17 protein-coding genes are annotated in these 19,242 nt (G+C 60.9%); 10 read left to right on the plus strand and 7 right to left on the minus strand.

What is annotated here, in order from left to right:
- Positions 1 to 131: 131 nt before the first annotated feature.
- The 3 genes from HPQ64_RS14655 (at position 132) to HPQ64_RS14665 (ending at position 4,338) form a co-directional block, all read left to right on the plus strand.
- Complete coding sequence (locus HPQ64_RS14655) at positions 132 to 1,886, plus strand: adenylate/guanylate cyclase domain-containing protein (RefSeq protein WP_172889255.1); 1,755 nt, start codon at positions 132 to 134, stop codon at positions 1,884 to 1,886.
- A 358-nt stretch (positions 1,887 to 2,244) separates the two neighbouring features.
- On the plus strand, positions 2,245 to 3,528 hold the full coding sequence (locus HPQ64_RS14660) for a hypothetical protein (RefSeq protein ID WP_172888615.1): 1,284 nt from the start codon (positions 2,245 to 2,247) through the stop codon (positions 3,526 to 3,528).
- A 105-nt stretch (positions 3,529 to 3,633) separates the two neighbouring features.
- A complete protein-coding gene (locus tag HPQ64_RS14665; protein ID WP_172889256.1) occupies positions 3,634 to 4,338 on the plus strand; it encodes an HAD family hydrolase in 705 nt (234 codons plus the stop codon).
- 6 nt (positions 4,339 to 4,344) lie between these two features.
- Here the strand turns inward: HPQ64_RS14665 and HPQ64_RS14670 are convergent, their stop codons facing one another.
- The 3 genes from HPQ64_RS14670 to HPQ64_RS14680 are packed head-to-tail and all read right to left on the minus strand — an operon-like array spanning position 4,345 to position 6,211.
- Positions 4,345 to 5,046 carry a class I SAM-dependent methyltransferase gene (locus tag HPQ64_RS14670; protein ID WP_172889257.1) on the minus strand — a complete coding sequence of 234 codons (702 nt, stop codon included), beginning with the start codon at positions 5,044 to 5,046 and terminating at the stop codon, positions 4,345 to 4,347.
- Between the two features lie 20 nt (positions 5,047 to 5,066).
- Positions 5,067 to 5,765, minus strand: a complete 699-nt coding sequence (locus HPQ64_RS14675) for a class I SAM-dependent methyltransferase (protein WP_172889258.1) — start codon at positions 5,763 to 5,765, stop codon at positions 5,067 to 5,069.
- Complete coding sequence (locus HPQ64_RS14680) at positions 5,762 to 6,211, minus strand: DNA polymerase III subunit chi (protein WP_172889259.1); 450 nt, start codon at positions 6,209 to 6,211, stop codon at positions 5,762 to 5,764. The genes HPQ64_RS14675 and HPQ64_RS14680 overlap by 4 nt, the downstream gene beginning before the upstream one ends.
- Before the next feature lie 389 nt (positions 6,212 to 6,600).
- Here HPQ64_RS14680 and HPQ64_RS20640 point away from each other — a divergent pair, with 389 nt between their 5' ends.
- On the plus strand, positions 6,601 to 6,723 hold the full coding sequence (locus tag HPQ64_RS20640; RefSeq protein ID WP_281358302.1) for a hypothetical protein: 123 nt from the start codon (positions 6,601 to 6,603) through the stop codon (positions 6,721 to 6,723).
- A gap of 81 nt (positions 6,724 to 6,804) precedes the next feature.
- Here HPQ64_RS20640 and HPQ64_RS14685 read toward each other — a convergent pair whose 3' ends face one another.
- Complete coding sequence (locus HPQ64_RS14685) at positions 6,805 to 8,310, minus strand: leucyl aminopeptidase (RefSeq protein WP_172889260.1); 1,506 nt, start codon at positions 8,308 to 8,310, stop codon at positions 6,805 to 6,807.
- A gap of 306 nt (positions 8,311 to 8,616) precedes the next feature.
- On the opposite strand from HPQ64_RS14685, the gene lptF reads away from it, so the two are divergent.
- The 6 genes from lptF to rsmA all read left to right on the plus strand — a co-directional run bounded on the left by lptF (position 8,617) and on the right by rsmA (position 16,307).
- On the plus strand, positions 8,617 to 9,804 hold the full coding sequence (gene lptF / locus HPQ64_RS14690; protein WP_172889261.1) for an LPS export ABC transporter permease LptF: 1,188 nt from the start codon (positions 8,617 to 8,619) through the stop codon (positions 9,802 to 9,804).
- Positions 9,805 to 9,806: 2 nt separating this feature from the next.
- Positions 9,807 to 10,904, plus strand: coding sequence for an LPS export ABC transporter permease LptG (gene lptG / locus HPQ64_RS14695; RefSeq protein WP_172889262.1), 1,098 nt, complete (start codon positions 9,807 to 9,809; stop codon positions 10,902 to 10,904).
- Positions 10,904 to 13,339 (plus strand): LPS-assembly protein LptD, encoded by a 2,436-nt coding sequence (locus HPQ64_RS14700; protein WP_172889263.1) that lies wholly within the window; start codon positions 10,904 to 10,906, stop codon positions 13,337 to 13,339. The genes lptG and HPQ64_RS14700 overlap by 1 nt, the downstream gene beginning before the upstream one ends.
- Before the next feature lie 165 nt (positions 13,340 to 13,504).
- The gene (locus tag HPQ64_RS14705; protein WP_210260283.1) at positions 13,505 to 14,431 is read left to right on the plus strand and encodes a SurA N-terminal domain-containing protein; all 927 of its coding nucleotides are present in this window, start codon (positions 13,505 to 13,507) and stop codon (positions 14,429 to 14,431) included.
- A gap of 2 nt (positions 14,432 to 14,433) precedes the next feature.
- The gene (gene pdxA, locus HPQ64_RS14710) at positions 14,434 to 15,453 is read left to right on the plus strand and encodes a 4-hydroxythreonine-4-phosphate dehydrogenase PdxA (RefSeq protein ID WP_172889264.1); all 1,020 of its coding nucleotides are present in this window, start codon (positions 14,434 to 14,436) and stop codon (positions 15,451 to 15,453) included.
- A gap of 14 nt (positions 15,454 to 15,467) precedes the next feature.
- Complete coding sequence (gene rsmA, locus HPQ64_RS14715; protein ID WP_172889265.1) at positions 15,468 to 16,307, plus strand: 16S rRNA (adenine(1518)-N(6)/adenine(1519)-N(6))-dimethyltransferase RsmA; 840 nt, start codon at positions 15,468 to 15,470, stop codon at positions 16,305 to 16,307.
- Between the two features lie 89 nt (positions 16,308 to 16,396).
- On the opposite strand, the gene gmk is transcribed toward rsmA, so the two are convergent.
- The 3 genes from gmk to mltG are packed head-to-tail and all read right to left on the minus strand — an operon-like array spanning position 16,397 to position 19,209.
- Positions 16,397 to 17,089 carry a guanylate kinase gene (gmk, locus tag HPQ64_RS14720; RefSeq protein WP_172889266.1) on the minus strand — a complete coding sequence of 231 codons (693 nt, stop codon included), beginning with the start codon at positions 17,087 to 17,089 and terminating at the stop codon, positions 16,397 to 16,399.
- A gap of 4 nt (positions 17,090 to 17,093) precedes the next feature.
- Positions 17,094 to 17,984, minus strand: coding sequence for a YicC/YloC family endoribonuclease (locus HPQ64_RS14725; RefSeq protein WP_172889267.1), 891 nt, complete (start codon positions 17,982 to 17,984; stop codon positions 17,094 to 17,096).
- 37 nt (positions 17,985 to 18,021) lie between these two features.
- Positions 18,022 to 19,209 carry an endolytic transglycosylase MltG gene (mltG, locus tag HPQ64_RS14730; protein WP_172889268.1) on the minus strand — a complete coding sequence of 396 codons (1,188 nt, stop codon included), beginning with the start codon at positions 19,207 to 19,209 and terminating at the stop codon, positions 18,022 to 18,024.
- Positions 19,210 to 19,242 lie beyond the last annotated feature (33 nt).

Here is a 19,242-nt window from a genome sequence, read left to right on the forward strand (position 1 = left end):
TGTAAAGAATAACTGTTTATTACATCTGAACGCTGGCGTCGGCAGTTCCGCAGCAACGCTCATTCAACTAAAAACACTTGATTTTTAAGCAATCGTCTCGTGGTACAATCTCTTTCCAAGAGGAAGAAAACATGGAAAGACGACTTGCCGCGGTGCTTGCAGCAGACATGGCCGGATATTCCCGGCTTATGGAAATCGATGAGCAAGGCACGCTCGCGCGGCTCAGAACGCATCGGATCGAGCTGATCGACCCGGCGATCGCCAAGAACCAGGGCAATATCATCAAGACGACGGGCGACGGGATGCTCGTCGAATTCCAGAGCGTTGCGGATGCGGTGCGTTGCGCCACCGAGATACAGGAGCGGATGTCTCGCCGGAACGCGGATGTTCCTGATGAGCGGCGCATCCAGTTCCGGATCGGCATCAACCTCGGCGATATCATCTTTGAGGACGCCGACATATTCGGCGACGGCGTGAATGTCGCCGCGCGTATCGAGCAGCTTGCGGATATCGGCGGTTTTTGCGTGTCGCAGGCCGTATACGATCAGGTCAGGGACCGCCTGGACATCGGTTTCGAAGATCTCGGCGAACGCTCCTTGAAGAATATCGCGCGGCCCGTACACGTGTGGCGCGCGCTTGTCGCAAGCCCGAACGAAGGGCGGGGCGAAACTCAGGCGAAAGACCGCGAGCGCCCCCGGACGAACAAGCCGACCATCGCGGTTCTCCCGTTCGCGAACATGAGTGACGATCCGGATCAGGAGTTCTTCGTCGACGGTCTGACGGAGGATATCCTGACCGAGCTTTCGCGCCGGCACGAGCTTTTCGTCATCTCGCGCAATTCGAGCTTCGTCTACAAGGGCAGGTCGGTAAACCTACGCGAGGTTGCGCAAGAACTGGGTGCGCAATACCTCGTGGAAGGGAGCGTGCGCAAGGGCGGCGACCGGCTGCGGGTTACCGTCCAGCTCATCGATTCGGCAACGGATGCACATATCTGGGCGGAGAAATACGACCGCAAGCTCGACGATATCTTCGCCATTCAGGATGAAGTGACGTCTGCAATCGTAGCAACGCTGCCCGGCCGGGTTGAGGCCGCCCAGCAGGACAGGCTCGCGCGCAAGACGCCATCGAACATGGAAGCCTACGAATGCGTGCTTGCCGCCAAGGTGCGTCATCACCGCAGCGCACGCGAAGACAACGAATTGGCGCAGACCCTGATCGCCCGCGCGCTTGAACTCGATCCAGACTACGCCCATGCTCACGCCTGGCGCGGGTGTATCCTCGGCCAGTCCTGGGTTTATGGCTGGTGCGACGACGCGAATGCAACATTCGCGGAAGTGGAACGGGAACTCGAGCTCGCCCTGTCGCTGGACGACAACGACGCCGACGTCCACCGCATCCTTGCCGCCATCAACGTAAACCGGAACGACCTCACCCACGCACGCTACCACCAGGAACGGGCGCTTGCGCTCAATCCCAATTACGATCTCGTGGTCGTCCAACAGGGTGAATTGCTTACCTGGCTCGGCAACCCGAAGGAAGGGATCGACTGGATCAAACGGGCGATGATACTCAATCCGCATCATCCCGAGCGGTTCTGGAGCCACCTCGGCAAGGCGCATTTCACCGCCCGGCAATATTCCGAAGCGATCGAAGCTTTCATGCACATGTCGTCGACCGATGTGCTGCAGCACGCCTTCATCGCCGCCTCCTACGGCTGGCTCGGCGATCAGACCGCCGCGGCGGCGCATATGGGCCGTATCAAGTCGCTCGATCCGGACTTCACGATAGACGGCTTCCTGGACACGCTTCACTTTGCGAAGGAAGAGGACACGCAGCACTTGCGCGAAGGGCTTGAGAAAGGCGCGGCGTCCGAGGTGCACAAGTGAGCCTGCTCGTTCATGCGCGGTTCCATCGCCCAACCTTTCGCGCCAGGATCTATCAGCCACGATAACAAGCTTCGCCACCACGGCGGGCCTTCGGCAAATGCGGGACCGGGAGCGATTTTCCCAACCATTTGGCGTGCGGGCCGGCACTGCCCTTCCCGATCAGGCGTAATGATGCACGTCCAAAATGCCGCTGCGATATCGCTGAAACTCGCAATGTGACCATTTCGCATCGCCAGCGTATCAGAAAGAAACGACGGTAAACTTTGACTCAAAGACGACACATTTCCTTATCACGCAGGTAATGCCCGCGACGTTACATTGAGTCGGGGAATTGCAGAGATCCGGAGGAAGTCCGCTCATGAAACTAATCAACAAAGCGCTGACGGTAACAGCGTGTGCATCACTGATAGCCATGGCGCCCGTGCTGGCAAGCGGGCTTTCGCCCACATTCGACGACATGACGGCGGCCTATGCCAAGAATGGCGGCGGCAACGGCGGTGGAAATGGCAACGGCGGCGGTAACGGCGGCGGCAATGGGAACGCCGGCGGCAGCGGTAAAGGCGGCGGCAGCGCCAGCGCCGGAGGCAACGGCCGGGGCAATGGACATGGCTTCGGCGGAAATTCCGGCAAGAAGGGCGGAAGCTCGGTCGCAAGCGGCAACGGCCGGTCAGTCGGCGGCGCGGTGAACTCCGTCGGGCGCGGCGTGCAGGATTTCATCGGTGGCATCTTCGGTGCCGACAAAAAGGGCGGGGGAAAATCTCGTGGAAAATCCACCGCCTCATCAACGAAATCGCGCGGCAACTCCGCTTCGCGGCCTTCGCTTGCCAAGGTTGACGCTATTCCCTCGGCCCATCCGCTTGGCAAGCAAAAAGGTCTCAAAGATCTGAAAGAAAAGAACATTCACGCAAAGCTGCGCGGCAACAATTCGCTTGGGCGCAACATCAACGCCTACATCAATTCCCAATCGCCGCGCATGGTCGCCTTCAGGGAGTTCATCACGAATTCGATCGCATATGAGGATGCGCTGGCGGAGCTGGGCGAGCTTGAGGGAGCGGCAGCGGCTGCACGCGAGGCCTTCGCGGCATCGCTCGCAGAAATTCAGGCCGCGGTGGCAGGTCTCTCGGAACTCGACGGTTATAACGATTTCGACTACGCCAACGCGACCATCGCGGACCTTGAAGCCCGCCTCGGCGAGTTGAACGCAATCGATCAGAACGACCTCAGCGAAGAGGATGCGGCCGCGCTCAACGGCGAGATCGAGGCCCTTTCAGCAGCACTTGAGACAGAAGAAGCAGCCGCGCTCGCCGAAGCGGAGAGCAACCTTTCGGAGGCAGAGACGCAGGCGGCCGAGCTGGAAGCCGCAGTCTCTGATGAAGCGCTGGCCGAAACACTGGCGGCAACCGGCAGCATCGTCGATCAGGAAGTCGTCGACTGGGCGAAGGAAACACTCGGTGTCGGCGATGTTTACGGCAAGATCGACGAGTACCGGGACGCGATGGAGGCCATGGAAGCCGACGCAACCGCAACGGAAGAGGCTCCGGGCGACCCGGACGAAGAGACCTCCGCCGACGCGGGCGGCGTGGAGGAAAGCAGTGTCGAGGTTGCGGAAGTAACCGAGGAACTCAGGCTCGACACGCAGTAAACCGATATCGCTTCATGACAAGAAGGCCGGCGCGTTTTGCAACGACGCCGGCCTTTTTCCATGTCTTTATGCAATCGGTTAATCTCAAGCGAAAGACCGGTGCGAATGGCCATTACGACAATTGGTTTCGACGCCGATGACACGCTTTGGCACAACGAACGCTTCTTCAAGCTGACGGAGGAGCGTTTCGCCACTCTCCTCAGCGATTTCACGGCGAAAGAGCATCTGCGGGATCGTTTGCTCGCCGCGGAAAAGCGAAATATTCGCCACTACGGCTTCGGCGTGAAGGGTTTTACCCTTTCCATGGTGGAGACGGCGATAGAGGTGACCGGAGGAGCCGTTCCGGCAAAGATTATCGGCGATATCCTGGAGGCGGGGCGCGAAATGCTCTCCCACCCGGTTGAAACTCTTCCCCACGCACAGGAAACGCTGGAAGCATTACACGGGGCTTTTCGCCTCGTTTTGATCACCAAGGGCGATCTGTTCGATCAGGAACGCAAGCTCGCGCAGTCCGGCCTCGACCGCTATTTCGATGCCGTGGAGATCGTCAGCGACAAGCAGGCCGAGACATATGAGCGGATATTCCGCAGCCACGGCGACGGGCCGGAGCGTGCGGCGATGGTCGGTAATTCGCTTAAATCCGATGTCCTTCCGGCCCTTCGGGCGGGAAGCCACGGTGTCCACGTGCCGCATGACCTCACGTGGGCGCTGGAACATGCGGAAGAACCGCAAAACGATCCGCGCTTCCACCGTATCGCCAACCTCAGCGAATTGCCTTTGATACTCGACCGGCTAAGACCGGCGAAGTAAGCCCCGTCATCGCACCCGCCTCCAGACCTGAAAAATCTGCGGGTACTCCCGCCCAAACCAGGTAACCGAAAAGCGCCTTTCGCTGTCGTGTACAAGGCCGAAGCCTGCGAACCGGGCAAGCTCCGAAGGCGTCAACGGCCAGGGCGGGCCGGGAACCTGCGCGTCTTCGCTTCGCAGCGAAGCCAGAACAAGCAGGATCCCGCCAGGCGCAAGGAGATCGGAAATGGCGGAAAACGCCTTGTCGCGCGCTTTTCCGTTCAACGTCTGGATCGTGTGGCATTCATGCACGAGATCGAAAGCGCCGCGCCACTCATGCGGCACGTCGAGCAGATCGGCTTGTCGATATTCGACACCGGTCTCGGGGAACCGCTGCAGCGCCCAGTCCACGGCACAGCGCGACAGGTCGAACGCGGTTGTCCGGTAGCCGGCGGCGGAGATCGCCTCTGCGTTGTCGCCAAGCCCGCAGGCGACGTCGATCGCCCGCATGCCCTGACCCGGGTTCCGCGACAACCAGTCGATCAGTTCAGGTTTCGGCGCGAGATCGGCCCAGGGTACGGCCGTTGCATCGCATCCAGCCTCTGCATAGATATCCCGAACGTCATTTCCGCCCGAAGCTTCATGCCGGGAATTTTCAGCACGCAGCGCAGCCACCTTGTCGCGAATTGCCAACCGGCGGGCATGGAACCGGGGATCGCTCAGATCGTCCATCGGACAGCCGGAAGCCTCTCTCAATCGCGTCGATATTCGGCGATCACATGCGGGATGATGCGTCCAGGCCGTTCGACGATATATGGATTACTGCCGACAAGCCTCAGGCCTTCGCCTTCAAAACGAGCGAACTCCGAAGGCATCAGCGGCCACGGCGGACCGGAAGCTTCCTCGCCCTCGCCACGCGAACGGCTGATGACGAGCAATGTTCCGCCGGGTTTCACCAGGGAGGCAATTGCCGAATAGGATTTTTCACGCAGGTCCCCATGCAGCGCCTGCACGGTGTAGCACTCGTGGACGAGGTCAAATGCGCCCCGCCATTCCACGGGAGGCGAAAAGAGGTCGGCCTGCAGATAGTCCACGGATGAATTCGGGAACCGCGCCTGCGCCCAATCAACCGCCCCTTGCGCGAGATCGAAGGCGGTCGTGCAATAGCCGGCGGCGGAGATCGCCTCTGCGTTGTCGCCAAGCCCGCAGGCTATATCGATTGCCCGCCTGCCCTCTCCCGGATGCCGGGCAAGCCATCCCAGAAGCTTTTCCTTCGGCTTGAGGTCCGCCCAGGGCACGGCTGCGGGGTCGCCCCCGGCAGTGTCATAAACCTCCTCGAACCATGTGCGTCGGTCATCCGCATCACCGCCTTTCGATCCGAAAATGCGGTCAAGCCTTTCGCGCGCGGCATCGCGCCGTGCCATGAAGTCCTCATCGCCGGTATCACTCATGCCTTTTGCTCCCAGCCCCCGCGTTCCGTTTGCTGCCAATAGGTAATGTCGTGGCCGGCGTCCTTCGCGCTTTTCCAGTGCGCGCGGGCATCGTTCAGCGCATCCGGATCGTGCCCGTCGAACACGAACACGGCTCGCATGTATGGCGCCAGATCCGGGGGCGATGCACGATCGACAAGAAAGCGCACATTCGCCGCGTTGGGATTGTCCGGCCCGGATGTCAGGAAAACCGGGTGCTCGGCCCCGTTTCCGTCCCCGGCCGCGCCATGTGGGAGAAACGAATCATCGCGATAGGTCCACAGGAGCGAATCGAGCGCACCCACTCTTTCGTCGGAGCCGGTCTGAACGACCACGCGCCATTCCCGCTCAAGGCATTTTTCCAGAAGCCCAGGCAACACATCCTCAAGCGGGCGCAACGTCAGGTGATAAAAGAGAACCTCGGTCATGCAAGCGACTGTTATCTTTGATCGCGGTCAGGTCAATCGCAATCCGCCCCCATGCCCGCGCATGGAAAACCCGTTCAATTCTAAACCCTTGGGATTTCCCGTGCTCTTTTAAAACGGCGACTGCGCGTGGCAGGCAGTGCCGACCTTCAATCCCTGAGCGACGGGCGAACAGGAAGTGCGGCGTTTTCGCAACAGGCCAATTCCATCACGCTCTCATCGCGCGCTTGCGACTTTACTTGGCCACAGTTTCCTTCATTAACCCTTTCCCAACTCGAAGCGGCGAACCTCTGGCGCCGGAGGGGGCGGGACGTGATTCACGTCACAGCCTCGGGGTCGTGGAAGGTCTACCTTCCCATTTAATGCGGGATTGAGACGGGAGTCCGGATTATATGGCTGTGCGTATTGCTCTTTTCTTCGGTCTGGTGATGGGCCTTGCGGGCGTTACCGCCGGGATGGGAACGCTCGTGGCCGATGAGGCGGTAAGCGCTTGCGGCGCATACAAGACCTGCTGACTATCTGTAACCACACCGTTCCATTTGAAGAAACCCGCCGTGAACGGCGGGTTTCTTCGTTTCAGGCAGAAGCTTGCAGGCTTATTTGCCTTCGTAGTTCTCGGCAACGAGACGATCCAGCAGACGGACGCCGAAGCCGGAAGCCCACCCCTTGCTGATTTCCGTTTTCGGACTTCCCATTGCCGTACCCGCGACGTCGATGTGCACCCACGGTACGTCGTTGACGAAACGCTGCAGGAACTGTGCCGCGGTGATCGAGCCCGCCGCACGACCGCCGGTATTCTTCATGTCGGCATTGGGCGTGTCGATCAGCTTGTCGTAATCCTTGGAAAGCGGCAGGCGCCAGACGTTTTCCTCCGTCGCCTTGCCGGCCTTGGCAAGGTTTTCGGCAAGCTCGTCATCGTTGGAGAAGATGCCCGCATGATGGTTGCCGAGGGCAACGATGATCGCGCCCGTCAAAGTCGCAAGGTTGATCATGAACCTGGGCTTGAAGCGGTCCTGCGTGTACCAGAGCGCATCGGCGAGCACGAGACGGCCTTCTGCATCGGTATTGATGATTTCGATCGTCGCTCCGGACATGGCGGTGACGATGTCGCCCGGGCGCTGCGCATTGGCGTCCGGCATATTCTCCACAAGGCCGATGACGCCGATCACATTCGCCTTGGCCTTTCGTGCCGCGAGGGCATGCATGAGCCCGGTTACAGCCGCCGCGCCGCCCATATCACCCTTCATGTCCTCCATACCGCCCGCCGGCTTGATGGAGATGCCGCCGGTATCGAAGACGACGCCCTTGCCGATGAATGCGATCGGCTTGTCGTTCTTCTTGCCACCGTTCCATTTCATGATCACGAGCTTCGGCGGCTTTACCGACCCTTGGGCGACACCCAGAAGCGCATTCATCTTGAGCTTCTTCATGTCCTTTTCTTCAAGGATCTCGACTTCGACGCCGAGGGCTTCCAACGCCTTGGCGCGCTTGGCAAATTCCACCGTGTCAAGCACGTTCGCCGGTTCGTTCACGAGGTCGCGCGCGAGTATTACGCCGTCGGTAACGCCATCGCCAGCCGTCCAAAGCTTCCTGGCGTCTCTGGCATTTTCGACGCCGATGGCAAGCTTGACGGGTGAGGTCGGCTCGCCGTTTTCATCGTCATTCGTCTTTTTGCTCTTGTACTTGTCGAAAGTGTAGGCGCGCAGCTTCGCCCCGGCGGCGAAAGACGTCGCCATTTCCGGCGCAAGCCCAGCATCCGGCAGTTCCAGAAGCACGGTTGCCGCCGTCGCCTTGGTGGATTTGATCGCCCCCATGGCGACGCCGCCAAGCTTCATCCATTCGCTTTCGCCAAGCTCCCCGGGCTTGCCGAGGCCGATGACGATCAGCCGGTCGCAGGAAAGGCCGGCCGGAGCGATCAGATCGAGGATGGCGTTCGCCTTCCCCTTGAACGAAGCAGCCTTCGCAGCCTTTTCCAGAAGGCCATCGGCACCGGCGAGGTATTCGCCCGCCACCGGGCCGAGTTTCAGTTTCTCGTCTGCGAAAACAACTGCTACGCCCTTTTTGGGAGCAGCGGGATTGGCGAATGAAATATCGGGCAGCAAGGCGGTTTCCCTTTTCTCATTGGCGAAGATTTCGGATGGTCCGCATCACGGAGTGGATACGGTGATCGGTAAGCGTTGAGGCCAACAATGGCGCGCTTGCATCCATCGGGCAAGCGGCGAACGCCTTGCGCATTCGCAACAGTGACGCACCAACGGTTTGTTAACCCTTTTTCTTCCGCTTTTTTTTACCTAAATTCGTTTAAAAATACCGGAACATCAGCGACTCGGCGTCACCTGTCGGCACGGTCCTTGCCAAACCGTTCTCGAACTTGCCGTTATTCGCCGACAAAAAACAACCGTGTGTCCATGAAAACGTTCGAGCGCTATGTTTTTCGACGCCTGACACTCGCCTTCTTCATGGCGTTGACCGCGCTGTCGGGCGTGGTCTGGGCGACGCAGGCGCTCAGGGAGCTTGATCTCGTAACCTCGAAGGGCCAGACGATTGTCCAGTTCGTCGGCATCACGATGCTGGCCATGCCGTTCCTGGTTCTCGCCGTCGCTCCGTTCGCGTTGCTGATCGCTCTCGTTCTCGTGCTCAATTCCCTGTCCCAGGACAGCGAGCTTATCGTCATCACCGCATCCGGCGCCTCCCGCAATATCCTTCGCAAACCGGTATTGCTGTTCGCTTGCGGCGTCGGCCTTCTATCAGCGTTTCTGGCGCTATATCTTTCTCCGGCTTCCCTTTCCCTGCTGCGCAACGAAATTACGCGCGTTCGCGTCGATCTTGTCGCAAACATCGTCAAGCCGGGGCGCTTCATCGGCGTCGAGGACGGCCTGACCTTCCATATCCGCAACCGGTCCGGCGACGGTCAGCTCGACGGGCTGATGATGCACGACGAGCGGGCGGCGGGCACCATCAGCACTTATGAAGCCGCACGCGGGCGAATCGTGGAAGCTGCAGACCACACGCTGCTCGTCATGCAGGATGGCACGATCCAGCGGCGCACGCGCGGCAGCGGCGCGATTTCGATCGTGCGCTTCCAGTCTTACGCGTTTGATCTTTCAAGCCTTATCCCTCAGGCTGCGGAACCCACCTACAAGGCGACCGAGCGATCAATGCGCGAACTCCTCAGCCCGCCGCCCGGCGATAGTTACGCTGCGGAGAACCAGGACAGGATCCTCGCGGAAATACATGACCGGCTCAGTCAGCCGCTTTATCCGTTCGCCTTCGCAATGATCGTACTGGCGTGTCTTGGAACGGCGCGCACGACGCGCCAGAACCGCAGTGTCGCACTCCTGACCGCGATCACGGCCTGCATAGCGCTTCGCACGGTTGGTTTCGGTGCGCTGACATTGGTTTCCGCGGCACCTGCGGCCCGTTTCGCACTCTACGCCGTACCGGTGGCCGGGTTTGCGGCCGCACTCTGGCTCAGCCTGATGTCTTCCCGTCCCGCATGGATCGTTTCCCTTGTCACCCGTGCCGAGCATCTTGCCGAGCGTGCGGAAGAGTTCCTGTCGCGCAAGCGTGCCGACAGATCGGGCGGGGTCGCCTGATCATGACGCTCAAGGGATTTACGCTCGCCTCCTATTTCTCCCGTCGCTTTATCGGCGCTATAGCCGGCCTCTTCCTCCTGGCCGCCGCGCTCATTTTTATCTTCGATTTTCTAGAGCTCGTGCGCCGCTCCGGCGACGAGGAAGGCTTTTCAGTCCTTCGCGTCGCATTGATTTCATTGCTGCGCGTGCCGCAGCTGATGGAGGAAGTGCTGCCGTTTGCCGTCCTGTTCGGCTCGATAGCCACGTTCCTTTCGCTCAGCCGCTCTCTCGAACTGGTGGTAACCCGGGCGGCGGGCGTGTCCGTCTGGCAGTTCGTGGCACCCGGGCTTTTCGTCGGGATGGCTATCGGCACGCTGGCGATCACCGTTTACAATCCTCTGGCCGTTTATTCGCGAACCCTCTCCGACGAGATTGCCGCCGGGCTTTTCAGCCACGAGCAAAGCTTCCTGCTCCAGACGACGGAGGATGTGTGGTTGCGTCAGGACGGTAAAGACGGCGAATCGATCCTTCACGCGCGCCAGCTCGTCGACCAGGGCGAAAGGCTGTTCGGCGTAATGCTCCTGACTTTCGGCCGGAACGGCAGTTTCCTGGAACGCATCGAAGCGAACGAGGCGGTCCTCGACGAGGGGAACTGGCGTCTTTCGGATGCCACCGTCTACACCACCGGCGGCGATCCACAGAAATTCGCGAATTATTCTGTCAGCACATACCTGACGCCGGAGGAGATTCGCTCCAGTATCGGCGCGCCGGAGGCGACCGCGTTCTGGGACCTTCCGCGGATTGTCGAGCTTTCGGAACGCGCGGGTCTGCCCGCCTATCGATATTCGCTTCAATATCAGGTACTTCTATCTCGACCTCTGCTTCTGGCGGCGATGGTGCTGATCGCCGCTTCGGTTTCACTAAGAGTTTCGCGTATGGGTGGGATCGGACGTTTGATTGTGGGTGGCATCCTCGCCGGGTTCGTGCTTTACGTTCTCTCCGAACTGGCGAAAGATTTCGGTGGTGCGGGCCTCGTGCCGCCAGTCGTTGCCGCATGGGCTCCTGGAGTACTGGGTATTTTGATGGGTTGCACGATCCTCTTGCATCAGGAAGACGGCTGATGGGCAAGCCGCAGCTCTTCCCGCATACGGTTCGTGACACGCGCGCGAAAATCGCGCGCACTGCGTCCCCGCGCGCCCGCAACCTCACGGACATTCTCCTGCGCACCACCGCGCTTGCGGGAATCGTTTTCGCATCGGCGCTGACGGGCTCGGCGGAGCTTCGCGCGCAAGGCGATGCGGTTCTCGGCGCCCTAGGCTCATCCGTGGAGGAAGAAACCCCTCTCCTCCTGGAAGCCCGCGAGCTTCGATACGACTTCGACCGGGACATCATTTCCGCAATCGGCAACGTTCAGATCTACTATGGCGATTATGCGGTGGAAGCCGAACGGGTCGATCTCAACCGCCGGGATCAAACGTTCACGGCTTCCGGCAACGTGAGAATGACGGAGCCGGATGGCAACGTCGTAACGGCGGAAACGCTGACACTTTCTGAGGATTTCCGCAACGGTTTCGCCAAGGCGCTTCAGCTAGACACGCCCCAGCGCACGCGCTTCATCGCGGGCAGCGCGAACCGGGCTGACGGAAACCTGACAACCTTCGAAAACGGGCTCTACACCGTCTACACCCGCCCGACGACGCCGCCGGGCAAGCCCCCGCTCTGGCGCGTGACTGCGGCGAAGATCATCCACAATCAGCAGGAACAGACGATCTACTTCGAAGACGCGAAGTTCGAATTCTTCGGCAAACCGATCGCCTATCTGCCGTATCTGTCGATGCCCGATCCCACGGTGCGTAACAAGACGGGCTTCCTCGTACCTTCGCTCGTCATCGGCGATCGTGTCGGCGTCGGCGCGACCGTTCCCTATGAGATCGTCATCGACGAAAGCCGCGACCTGCTGCTCCAGGCGACGCCTCTGACAAAACAGGGAGCGCTGGTCCAGGGGGAATGGCGCCAGCGTCTGGCCAACGGCAGCTATTCCTTCAGCGCGGGCGGGCTTTACCAGGCACAACCGGAAGAATTCGCGGGATCGAGCGGCGACCGCGATTTTCGCGGCGTTATCGCGTCGGACGGCCGGTTCAATATCAACTCCCGCTGGTCGTGGGGTTGGGATGCGTCGCTTCGTACAGACCGGGCGTTCCTGAGGGATTACAACTTCACCCAATTCGGCAGCGCCAGCGACATTTCGAACGTCTTCCTGCTGGGGCAAACGGAACGCAACCGCTTCGAGGCCGACGCCTATGCCTTCCGCATCTCTCAGGAAGACTATTCCGCGAATCCCCCTTCGCTGAATCCCGGCGTTCCATTTTCCCCGGTCGGCTCGGACCTGCAGGACAAGCAGCCCTTCGTGCATCCGGTGATCGACTGGAACTACATCTTCGAAGATCCACTGGCGGGCGGCGAGCTTTCCCTTGCGGGCAATTTCACCAGCCTCACTCGTGACGAGACGGATGCGATCCGCGTCAATAACACGACCAACCGCTTCCGCGGCGTCGAGGGCACCTTCACCCGCGCCACGATCGACGGGCAGTGGCGCAGGTCGTTGATCGACCCTCTCGGCCAGGTCTTCACACCCTTCGCCTATGTGCAGGGGGACGTTTTCTTCCTCGCCTCCGCCGACGACAACGTCGCCGCCTTGACCGACGAGGCGGTGGTGGGCCGCATCATGCCGGCTGCGGGGCTTGAATACCGCTATCCCTTCATTGCCACATTCGACGGCGGCAACCACGTCCTGGAACCGATTGGCCAGATCATTGCCCGGCCCAACGAGCAACGCATCGGTGACCTGCCGAATGAGGACGCGCAAAGCATCGTGTTCGATTCCACGACGCTGTTCGAATGGGACAAGTTTTCCGGCTTCGACCGTTCAGAAGGCGGCACGCGCGCCAACATCGGCGTCAGGTACAAGTTACAGCTCGACCAGGGCAGCCATCTCAGCGCGCTTTTCGGCCGCTCGTATCAGCTTGCCGGCGAAAACTCCTTCGCCACGCCGGACATCCTAGATGCTACCGGCAATTCCGGCCTCGATTCCACACAGTCAGACTATGTCGGCAGCCTCTATTTCGATTCCACGTTCGGTTTCCGCGTCGGCGCGCAAGCGCGTTTCGACCGCGACGATTTCAACGTGAACCGCGCGCAGGTTCAGGCGTCCGGCATATACGGCCCCGTCGTCGGCACGCTGGCTTATGCCTTCCTCGACGCGCAGCCTGACCTTGGAATAGACGACCCGCGTGAGGAATTGCTTGGCTCCACCAGCCTTCGCATCGAGGAAAACTGGCGTCTGTTCGGTTCGCTGAGATATGACGTCGAAAACGCCAATGTCGTTCAAAACGGGATCGGCGTCGGCTACGACGACGAAGGCTTTTCCGTCTCGATGACCTATTCGGAAGACAGGAGCCGGAACAACGGCGAACTGACGGACAGGCTGTTCTTCCTTCGCCTCGGCTTCCGCACTCTGGGGGCGACGCAGTTCTCGTCCGGCATTTCGGAAGAGTAGCGTAGAATTGACCCCGCGAAGGTGCGACGCTCCGTTTTCGGAACGAATGGATTGCCGGTTTCCGCCGCACGACGCCCTTCAATTCGGCGTAGGCATGTGCCACAACCGGATATGAGAAAAACAAATCTGTTCCGCCGCGGATATGCTCGGCCACGGAGCGAAAAGATGAACTTGATGCACTTGTTCCGCCTCTCCTTTCTTCTTCTGTTTCTTGCCGCTTCGGCGGGCACGCCGGCAGGCGCGGCCACCAAGATCGCAGTGATCGTCAACGACAAGGCGATCACCAGCTTTGACGTCGATCAGCGCGCGAAGCTTATTCAGCTGACGAGCCGGCGTTCGGGAGCGGCGGCACGCAAGGCCGCGCTGGAGGAACTGGTGGACGAAACGTTGCAGCTGCAGGAAGCCAGCCGGTTGAATATCGATGTTTCGGAATCCCAAGTGGATTCCGCATTCTCCGACATCGCGAGAAACGTCAAGCTGACGCCAAGCCGCCTGTCCGCGGCCCTCCGCCAGCAGGGCGTCAGGCCCGAAACATTGAAGGACCGCCTGCGGGCCCAGATCGCCTGGAGTGAGGCCGTGCGCCTCAGATTCAGGGCGGAGGTGAAGATTTCGGACGCCGATGTCATCGCCGCGCTCCGCGAGCAGGAATCCGAAAGTGCCAACAAGAGCGTGGAATACAGCCTCCAGCAGTTCGTGTTCGTCGTACCTTCCAAGGCTTCGAACTCTTACAAGGCACAGCGCAAGCGCGAGGTCGATCAGTTCCGCTCCCGCTTCACGACCTGCGAAGAGGCCAGGAATATCGCTGAGGGCCTTAAGGAAGTCGTGGCCATGCCAGCGCGCCGCCTTCTTGAATCCGAGATCCCGCCAAATCTGCGCGACAAGGTCAAGCAGACGACGATCGGGCGGGCCGTCGAAGTGGAACTTGGCGACAAGGGCTACGAGGTGACTGCCCTGTGCGACAAGCGCGAATTCGCCGGCACGGCGGATGCGCGCGCGGCGCTTGAGGTTGAACTGCGCGCGAAGGAAGGACAGCAGATGTCACGTCAATATCTTCGCGACCTGCGACGCCGCGCCCTGATCGACTATCGCTGATCATGCGCAACCCCTCCCTCCCCCTTGCTGTCACTCTCGGCGAACCCGCCGGCATCGGGCCGGATATTACGCTGATGGCGTGGTCGAGGCGCATGCGCGAAGGGCTGCCCGCCTTCTATGTGCTTGGCGATGCGGATCTTCTGCAAAAACGAGCGCAAAGGTTAAACCTGAACGTACCGATAAAGCAGGTCGAGCCGGGCGATACGGTCGAGGTTTTCAACGATGCGCTGCCGGTCGTCCCGGTTGCGATCGGACTTGACGACCTTCCGGGAGAACCCGTGCCCGGCTCAGGCAAGGCAGTCGTCAAATCGATCGAGCAGGCGGTGGAGGATGTGCGCTCAGGCGTAGCCTCGGCGGTGGTCACCAACCCGATTTCGAAAAAGGTCCTCTACGACGCAGGCTTTACCTATCCCGGTCACACGGAGTTTCTGGGCGCGCTTGCGGCAAAGTTCGAAGGCGGATGGCGTCAGGCAGTCATGCTTCTGGCGGGGCCGGACATGCTGGTCGTCCCGGTGACGGTGCATATTCCCTTGAAGGACGTGCCTTCCGCCTTGACGAGGGAGTTGATCGTCTCCACGGCGAAAATCGTCACGCGTGACCTGCAGGAGCGTTTCGGCATCGCCGATCCCCACCTCGCTATTTGCGGCCTTAACCCGCATGCCGGCGAAAACGGAACCATGGGCCGCGAGGAGGTAGAGATCATCGCCCCGGCGATCGATGAGTTGAAGGCTGCCGGCATCACCGCCACCGGCCCGCATCCTGCCGATACGCTCTTTCACGAGCGGGCGCGTGAAACCTATGATTGCGCCCTTGCCATGTACCACGATCAGGCGCTCGTGCCGGTAAAGACCGTCGCCTTCGACGAAGCGGTCAACGCAACGCTCGGCCTGCCCTTCGTGCGCACGTCGCCCGACCACGGCACGGCATTTTCGCTCGCCGGAACGGGCAAGGCTCGCTCCACAAGCTTCGAGGCGGCCGTCCGCCTTGCCGCCGCGCTTGCCGACCCGCGCACGATCGACTAAGGCGCAGCCTTCGGATGAGCCAGATCGACGATCTCCCCCCGCTCAGGGAAGTGATACGCGAGCACGGTCTCGACGCGCGCAAATCCCTCGGCCAAAACTTCCTGCTCGATCTCAACCTCACATCCCGCATCGCGCGTTCAGCGGGCGATCTGAAAAACATGACGGTGCTTGAGGTGGGCCCCGGTCCGGGTGGTCTTACGCGCGGGCTTCTGGCAGCCGGCGCCAAACGTGTCGTCGCGGTGGAAAAGGACCGGCGCTGTCTCGGTGCGCTGGCCGAGATTTCCGACCATTACTCCGGCCGCCTGGAGATCATCGAGGGCGATGCCTTGAAGGTCGCCCTGAGGGATGTGGCGCACGGCGGGCCGCTCAAGATCGTTGCTAACCTGCCTTACAACGTCGGCACGCAGCTTCTCGTCAACTGGGTCGCTTGCGAGGATTGGCCGCCCGAGTGGTCGTCCCTGACGCTGATGTTTCAAAAGGAAGTGGCGGAGCGGATCGTGGCGAAGCCCGGAACCAAAGCCTATGGCCGTCTCGGCGTTCTTGCCGGATGGCGCACGGAAGCGAAAATCCTCTTCGATGTCAGCCCGAAGGCCTTCACCCCGCCGCCCAAAGTCACCTCATCGGTCGTTCACCTGACGCCGAAGGCAGAGCCTCTCGCCTGCCCCCTCAAGGCGCTGGAGCGCGTGACGGCGGCCGCCTTCGGCCAGCGCCGCAAGATGCTGCGCGCAAGCCTCAAGCCGCTTTCCGCCGATGCGGAATCGCTCATTCGCCAAGCCGGCATAGAACCGACTCGGCGGGCAGAGGAAATTCCGGTGGAAGGCTTTATCGCACTGGCGAAAACATTCGCGACATGAGGCGGCGCGTCCAGCGCTCTTCTCCGGACACACCGCACGTCACGCGCATCAACGATCGACGCTAATTTTCGCGACGGTCCACTGCCGGGCTACTTCCCCAATTCCCGCTCCAGATCCTTCACCATGCCTTCGATGAAGGGACCGATGGCGGGAGAACGCACCCGGCGCAGGCGTTCCGCCTGGAGGATCGCACGCGCACCCTTGAAAGCGCGCTCCAGATCCTCATTGACGATCACGTAGTCGTAGTCCTTCCAGTGGCGCATTTCTCCCACAGCCGTCTCAAGCCGGCGCAGGATCACCTCTCCGTCGTCCTCCGCACGGCGGTGCAGGCGCGATTTCATTTCCGCGATGGAAGGCGGCAGAATGAAAATCGAGACGACGTCGGAGCGCATCTTTTCGTAAAGCTGGAAGGTGCCCTGGATATCGATATCGAAGAGCACGTCCCGCCCGCTTTCCAGCGCCTTTTCAACCGGATCGCGTGGCGTGCCGTAGAAATTGCCGTGCACCTCGGCCCACTCCAGCAGCTCGTCGCGCTCGCGCATGTGCTGGAATCGTTCCTGCGAGATGAAATGATAGTGGACGCCATCGATCTCGCTGGTGCGCCGCGGGCGGGTCGTCACGGAGACCGACAGGTCGATCCGCGGTTTCTCCTGCTCCAGAAGCTGGCGTGCGATTGTCGATTTGCCGGCACCCGAGGGTGAGGAAAGCACAAGCATGAGCCCGCGGCGGCTCGCTTCCGCTTCGTCCGCGGTGACGACTGTGCCATTGGGCGCTTCGCTCATACTCTCACTCCACATTCTGTATCTGCTCGCGCATCTGGTCGATGACGGCCTTCATTTCCAGTCCTATGGCCGTAATTTCCGTGTCGTTCGACTTGGAACAGAGCGTGTTCGTCTCGCGGTTGAACTCCTGCGCCAGAAAGTCAAGGCGCCGTCCCGACGGGCTTCCCTTTTCGATAAGATCGCGGGCAGCCGCGACGTGGGCGTAGAGACGGTCGATTTCCTCGCGGATGTCGGCGCGTGTGGCAAGCAAGGCCGCTTCCTGGTGCAACCGGGCGGCGTCGAAGGCATCGCTCGCCTCCAGCAGCATTTCCACCTGTGCGCGCATGCGTTCGCGAATGGCCTGCGGCGTTCGCGCCGGATGGTCCTCCGCCCGTTTCGTCAGCGTTTCGATGGAACTGAGCTGCGACAGCAAAAGATCGCAAATCGCCTTTCCTTCCGAACGGCGCATGGCATCCAGGTCCGCAAGCGCCTTTTGGAAGCTTTCGCCAAGGTCTACCCGCAAGGCAGCCCCCTCAGCCTCGTCATCCTCGGGTTCCTTCAGTTCCAGAACGCCCTTGTGCGAAAGGATCCCGTCAAGCGATACGGGCGCGGCGTCCGGCAGGCGCCGGTGCAGCACATGCACGGCGTTCAGCACGGCTTCCAGCGCCGCCTCGTTGACTTGCAGAACCGCATTGCCCTGTTCACGCTGCAAGCTGAGGCCGATCGTCACATTGCCGCGTTTCAGCACCTTGGCGGCAGCCTCGCGCAAGGAGGCTTCAATGTCCTCCAGGCCGGTCGGCAGCCGCATACGGATGTCGAGCCCCTTGCCGTTCACCGAACGCAGCTCCCAGGTCCAGCGGACGGCCCCCCGCGTCCCTTCCGACCTGGCAAATCCAGTCATACTGGCCAATGTCATCTATGCACACTCCAGCGGCTGGCTCGCAAAATCCGTCTCATTGGCTCGCGCCGTTATCGCCGCCATTTTCAGCTTCTTCGGCTTCCTGCGCGCGCTTCTCGCGCTCCACTTCACGCCAGCGTCGCACATTGCGCTGGTGCTGCTCGTAGGTTTCTGCAAAAGCATGCCCGCCGCTGCCGTCAGCTACGAAATAGAGGTCCTTGGTGCGCGAGGGTGCAGCGACGGCCTCCATCGCCGCGCGACCGGGATTTCCGATCGGGCCCGGCGGCAATCCGGCGATCTGATACGTATTATAAGGGTTATCGGTCTTGAGCTCGGATTGCTTTATCGCAGAGCGATCCTCCTTCCAGGCTTCCCCTCCGTGTAGGCCATAGAGAATGGTCGGGTCCGATTGCAGACGCATCCCGCGGTTGAGCCTGTTCACGAAGACGCCCGCCACACGCGGGCGCTCATCCGCCCTTGCGGTTTCCTTTTCCACGATCGATGCGAGGATCACCAGTTCCTCCGGGCTTTCGATCGGCAGGTCGTCACTGCGCCGCGCCCAGATTTCGGTCAGAGCCTTGTCCTGTGCCCGCTTCATCTGGTTCACGATCTGCTGGCGCGTCGTCCCCCGCGTGAAGCTGTAGGTATCTGGCAGAAGCGAGCCTTCCGGCGGGATATCCTCCAGTTCCCCCACCAGGATCGGGTCGTTGCGCAGCCGTTCCACGATCTGGGCGCTTGTCCAGCCTTCGGGGAAGGTCACGGCATGATAGACCGCCTTGCCCTCGACGAGGTCTTGCATGACCTCCTGCATGGAAACACCGGGCGCGAATGCGTATTCGCCGGCCTTGAGCTTGCCCGCGTTCTTGTAAACCCACACACCGGCCTTGAAGACCGTCTCGTCGTCGATCACACCATTGGCTTCAAGCGTGGCGGCGATGGAGTTGAGCCCGGATCCGGAGGCGATGATAACCGTCTTGCGTTCGTCAAGCGGGCCTTTTTTGTCGAACTCCGCCTTGCCCCAGTAAAGCGCGACACCGACCGCAATGACGCCAAGAACGGCGACCGTCAGCAGGAAATTTATGAATATGACAACGGGGTTTCGCACGTGTCTTGAGCGTACGGGCGGCTGTGGGGCCGGTTCGGGCTGGATCGCCTCGCGCGGGCTCTTTGGGTTGACGCGGAATTCCCCTGCGTCTTCCGCGCCTTGCGACAGGCCGTTATCGGACTTGCCGTTGTCACTCATGTTGTTCGCCACCCGATCTGCCTTGTCTATATT

Origin of the sequence: Hongsoonwoonella zoysiae, from assembly GCF_013266695.1 — a bacterium.
Taxonomy (GTDB): Bacteria; Pseudomonadota; Alphaproteobacteria; order Rhizobiales; family Stappiaceae; genus Hongsoonwoonella; species Hongsoonwoonella zoysiae.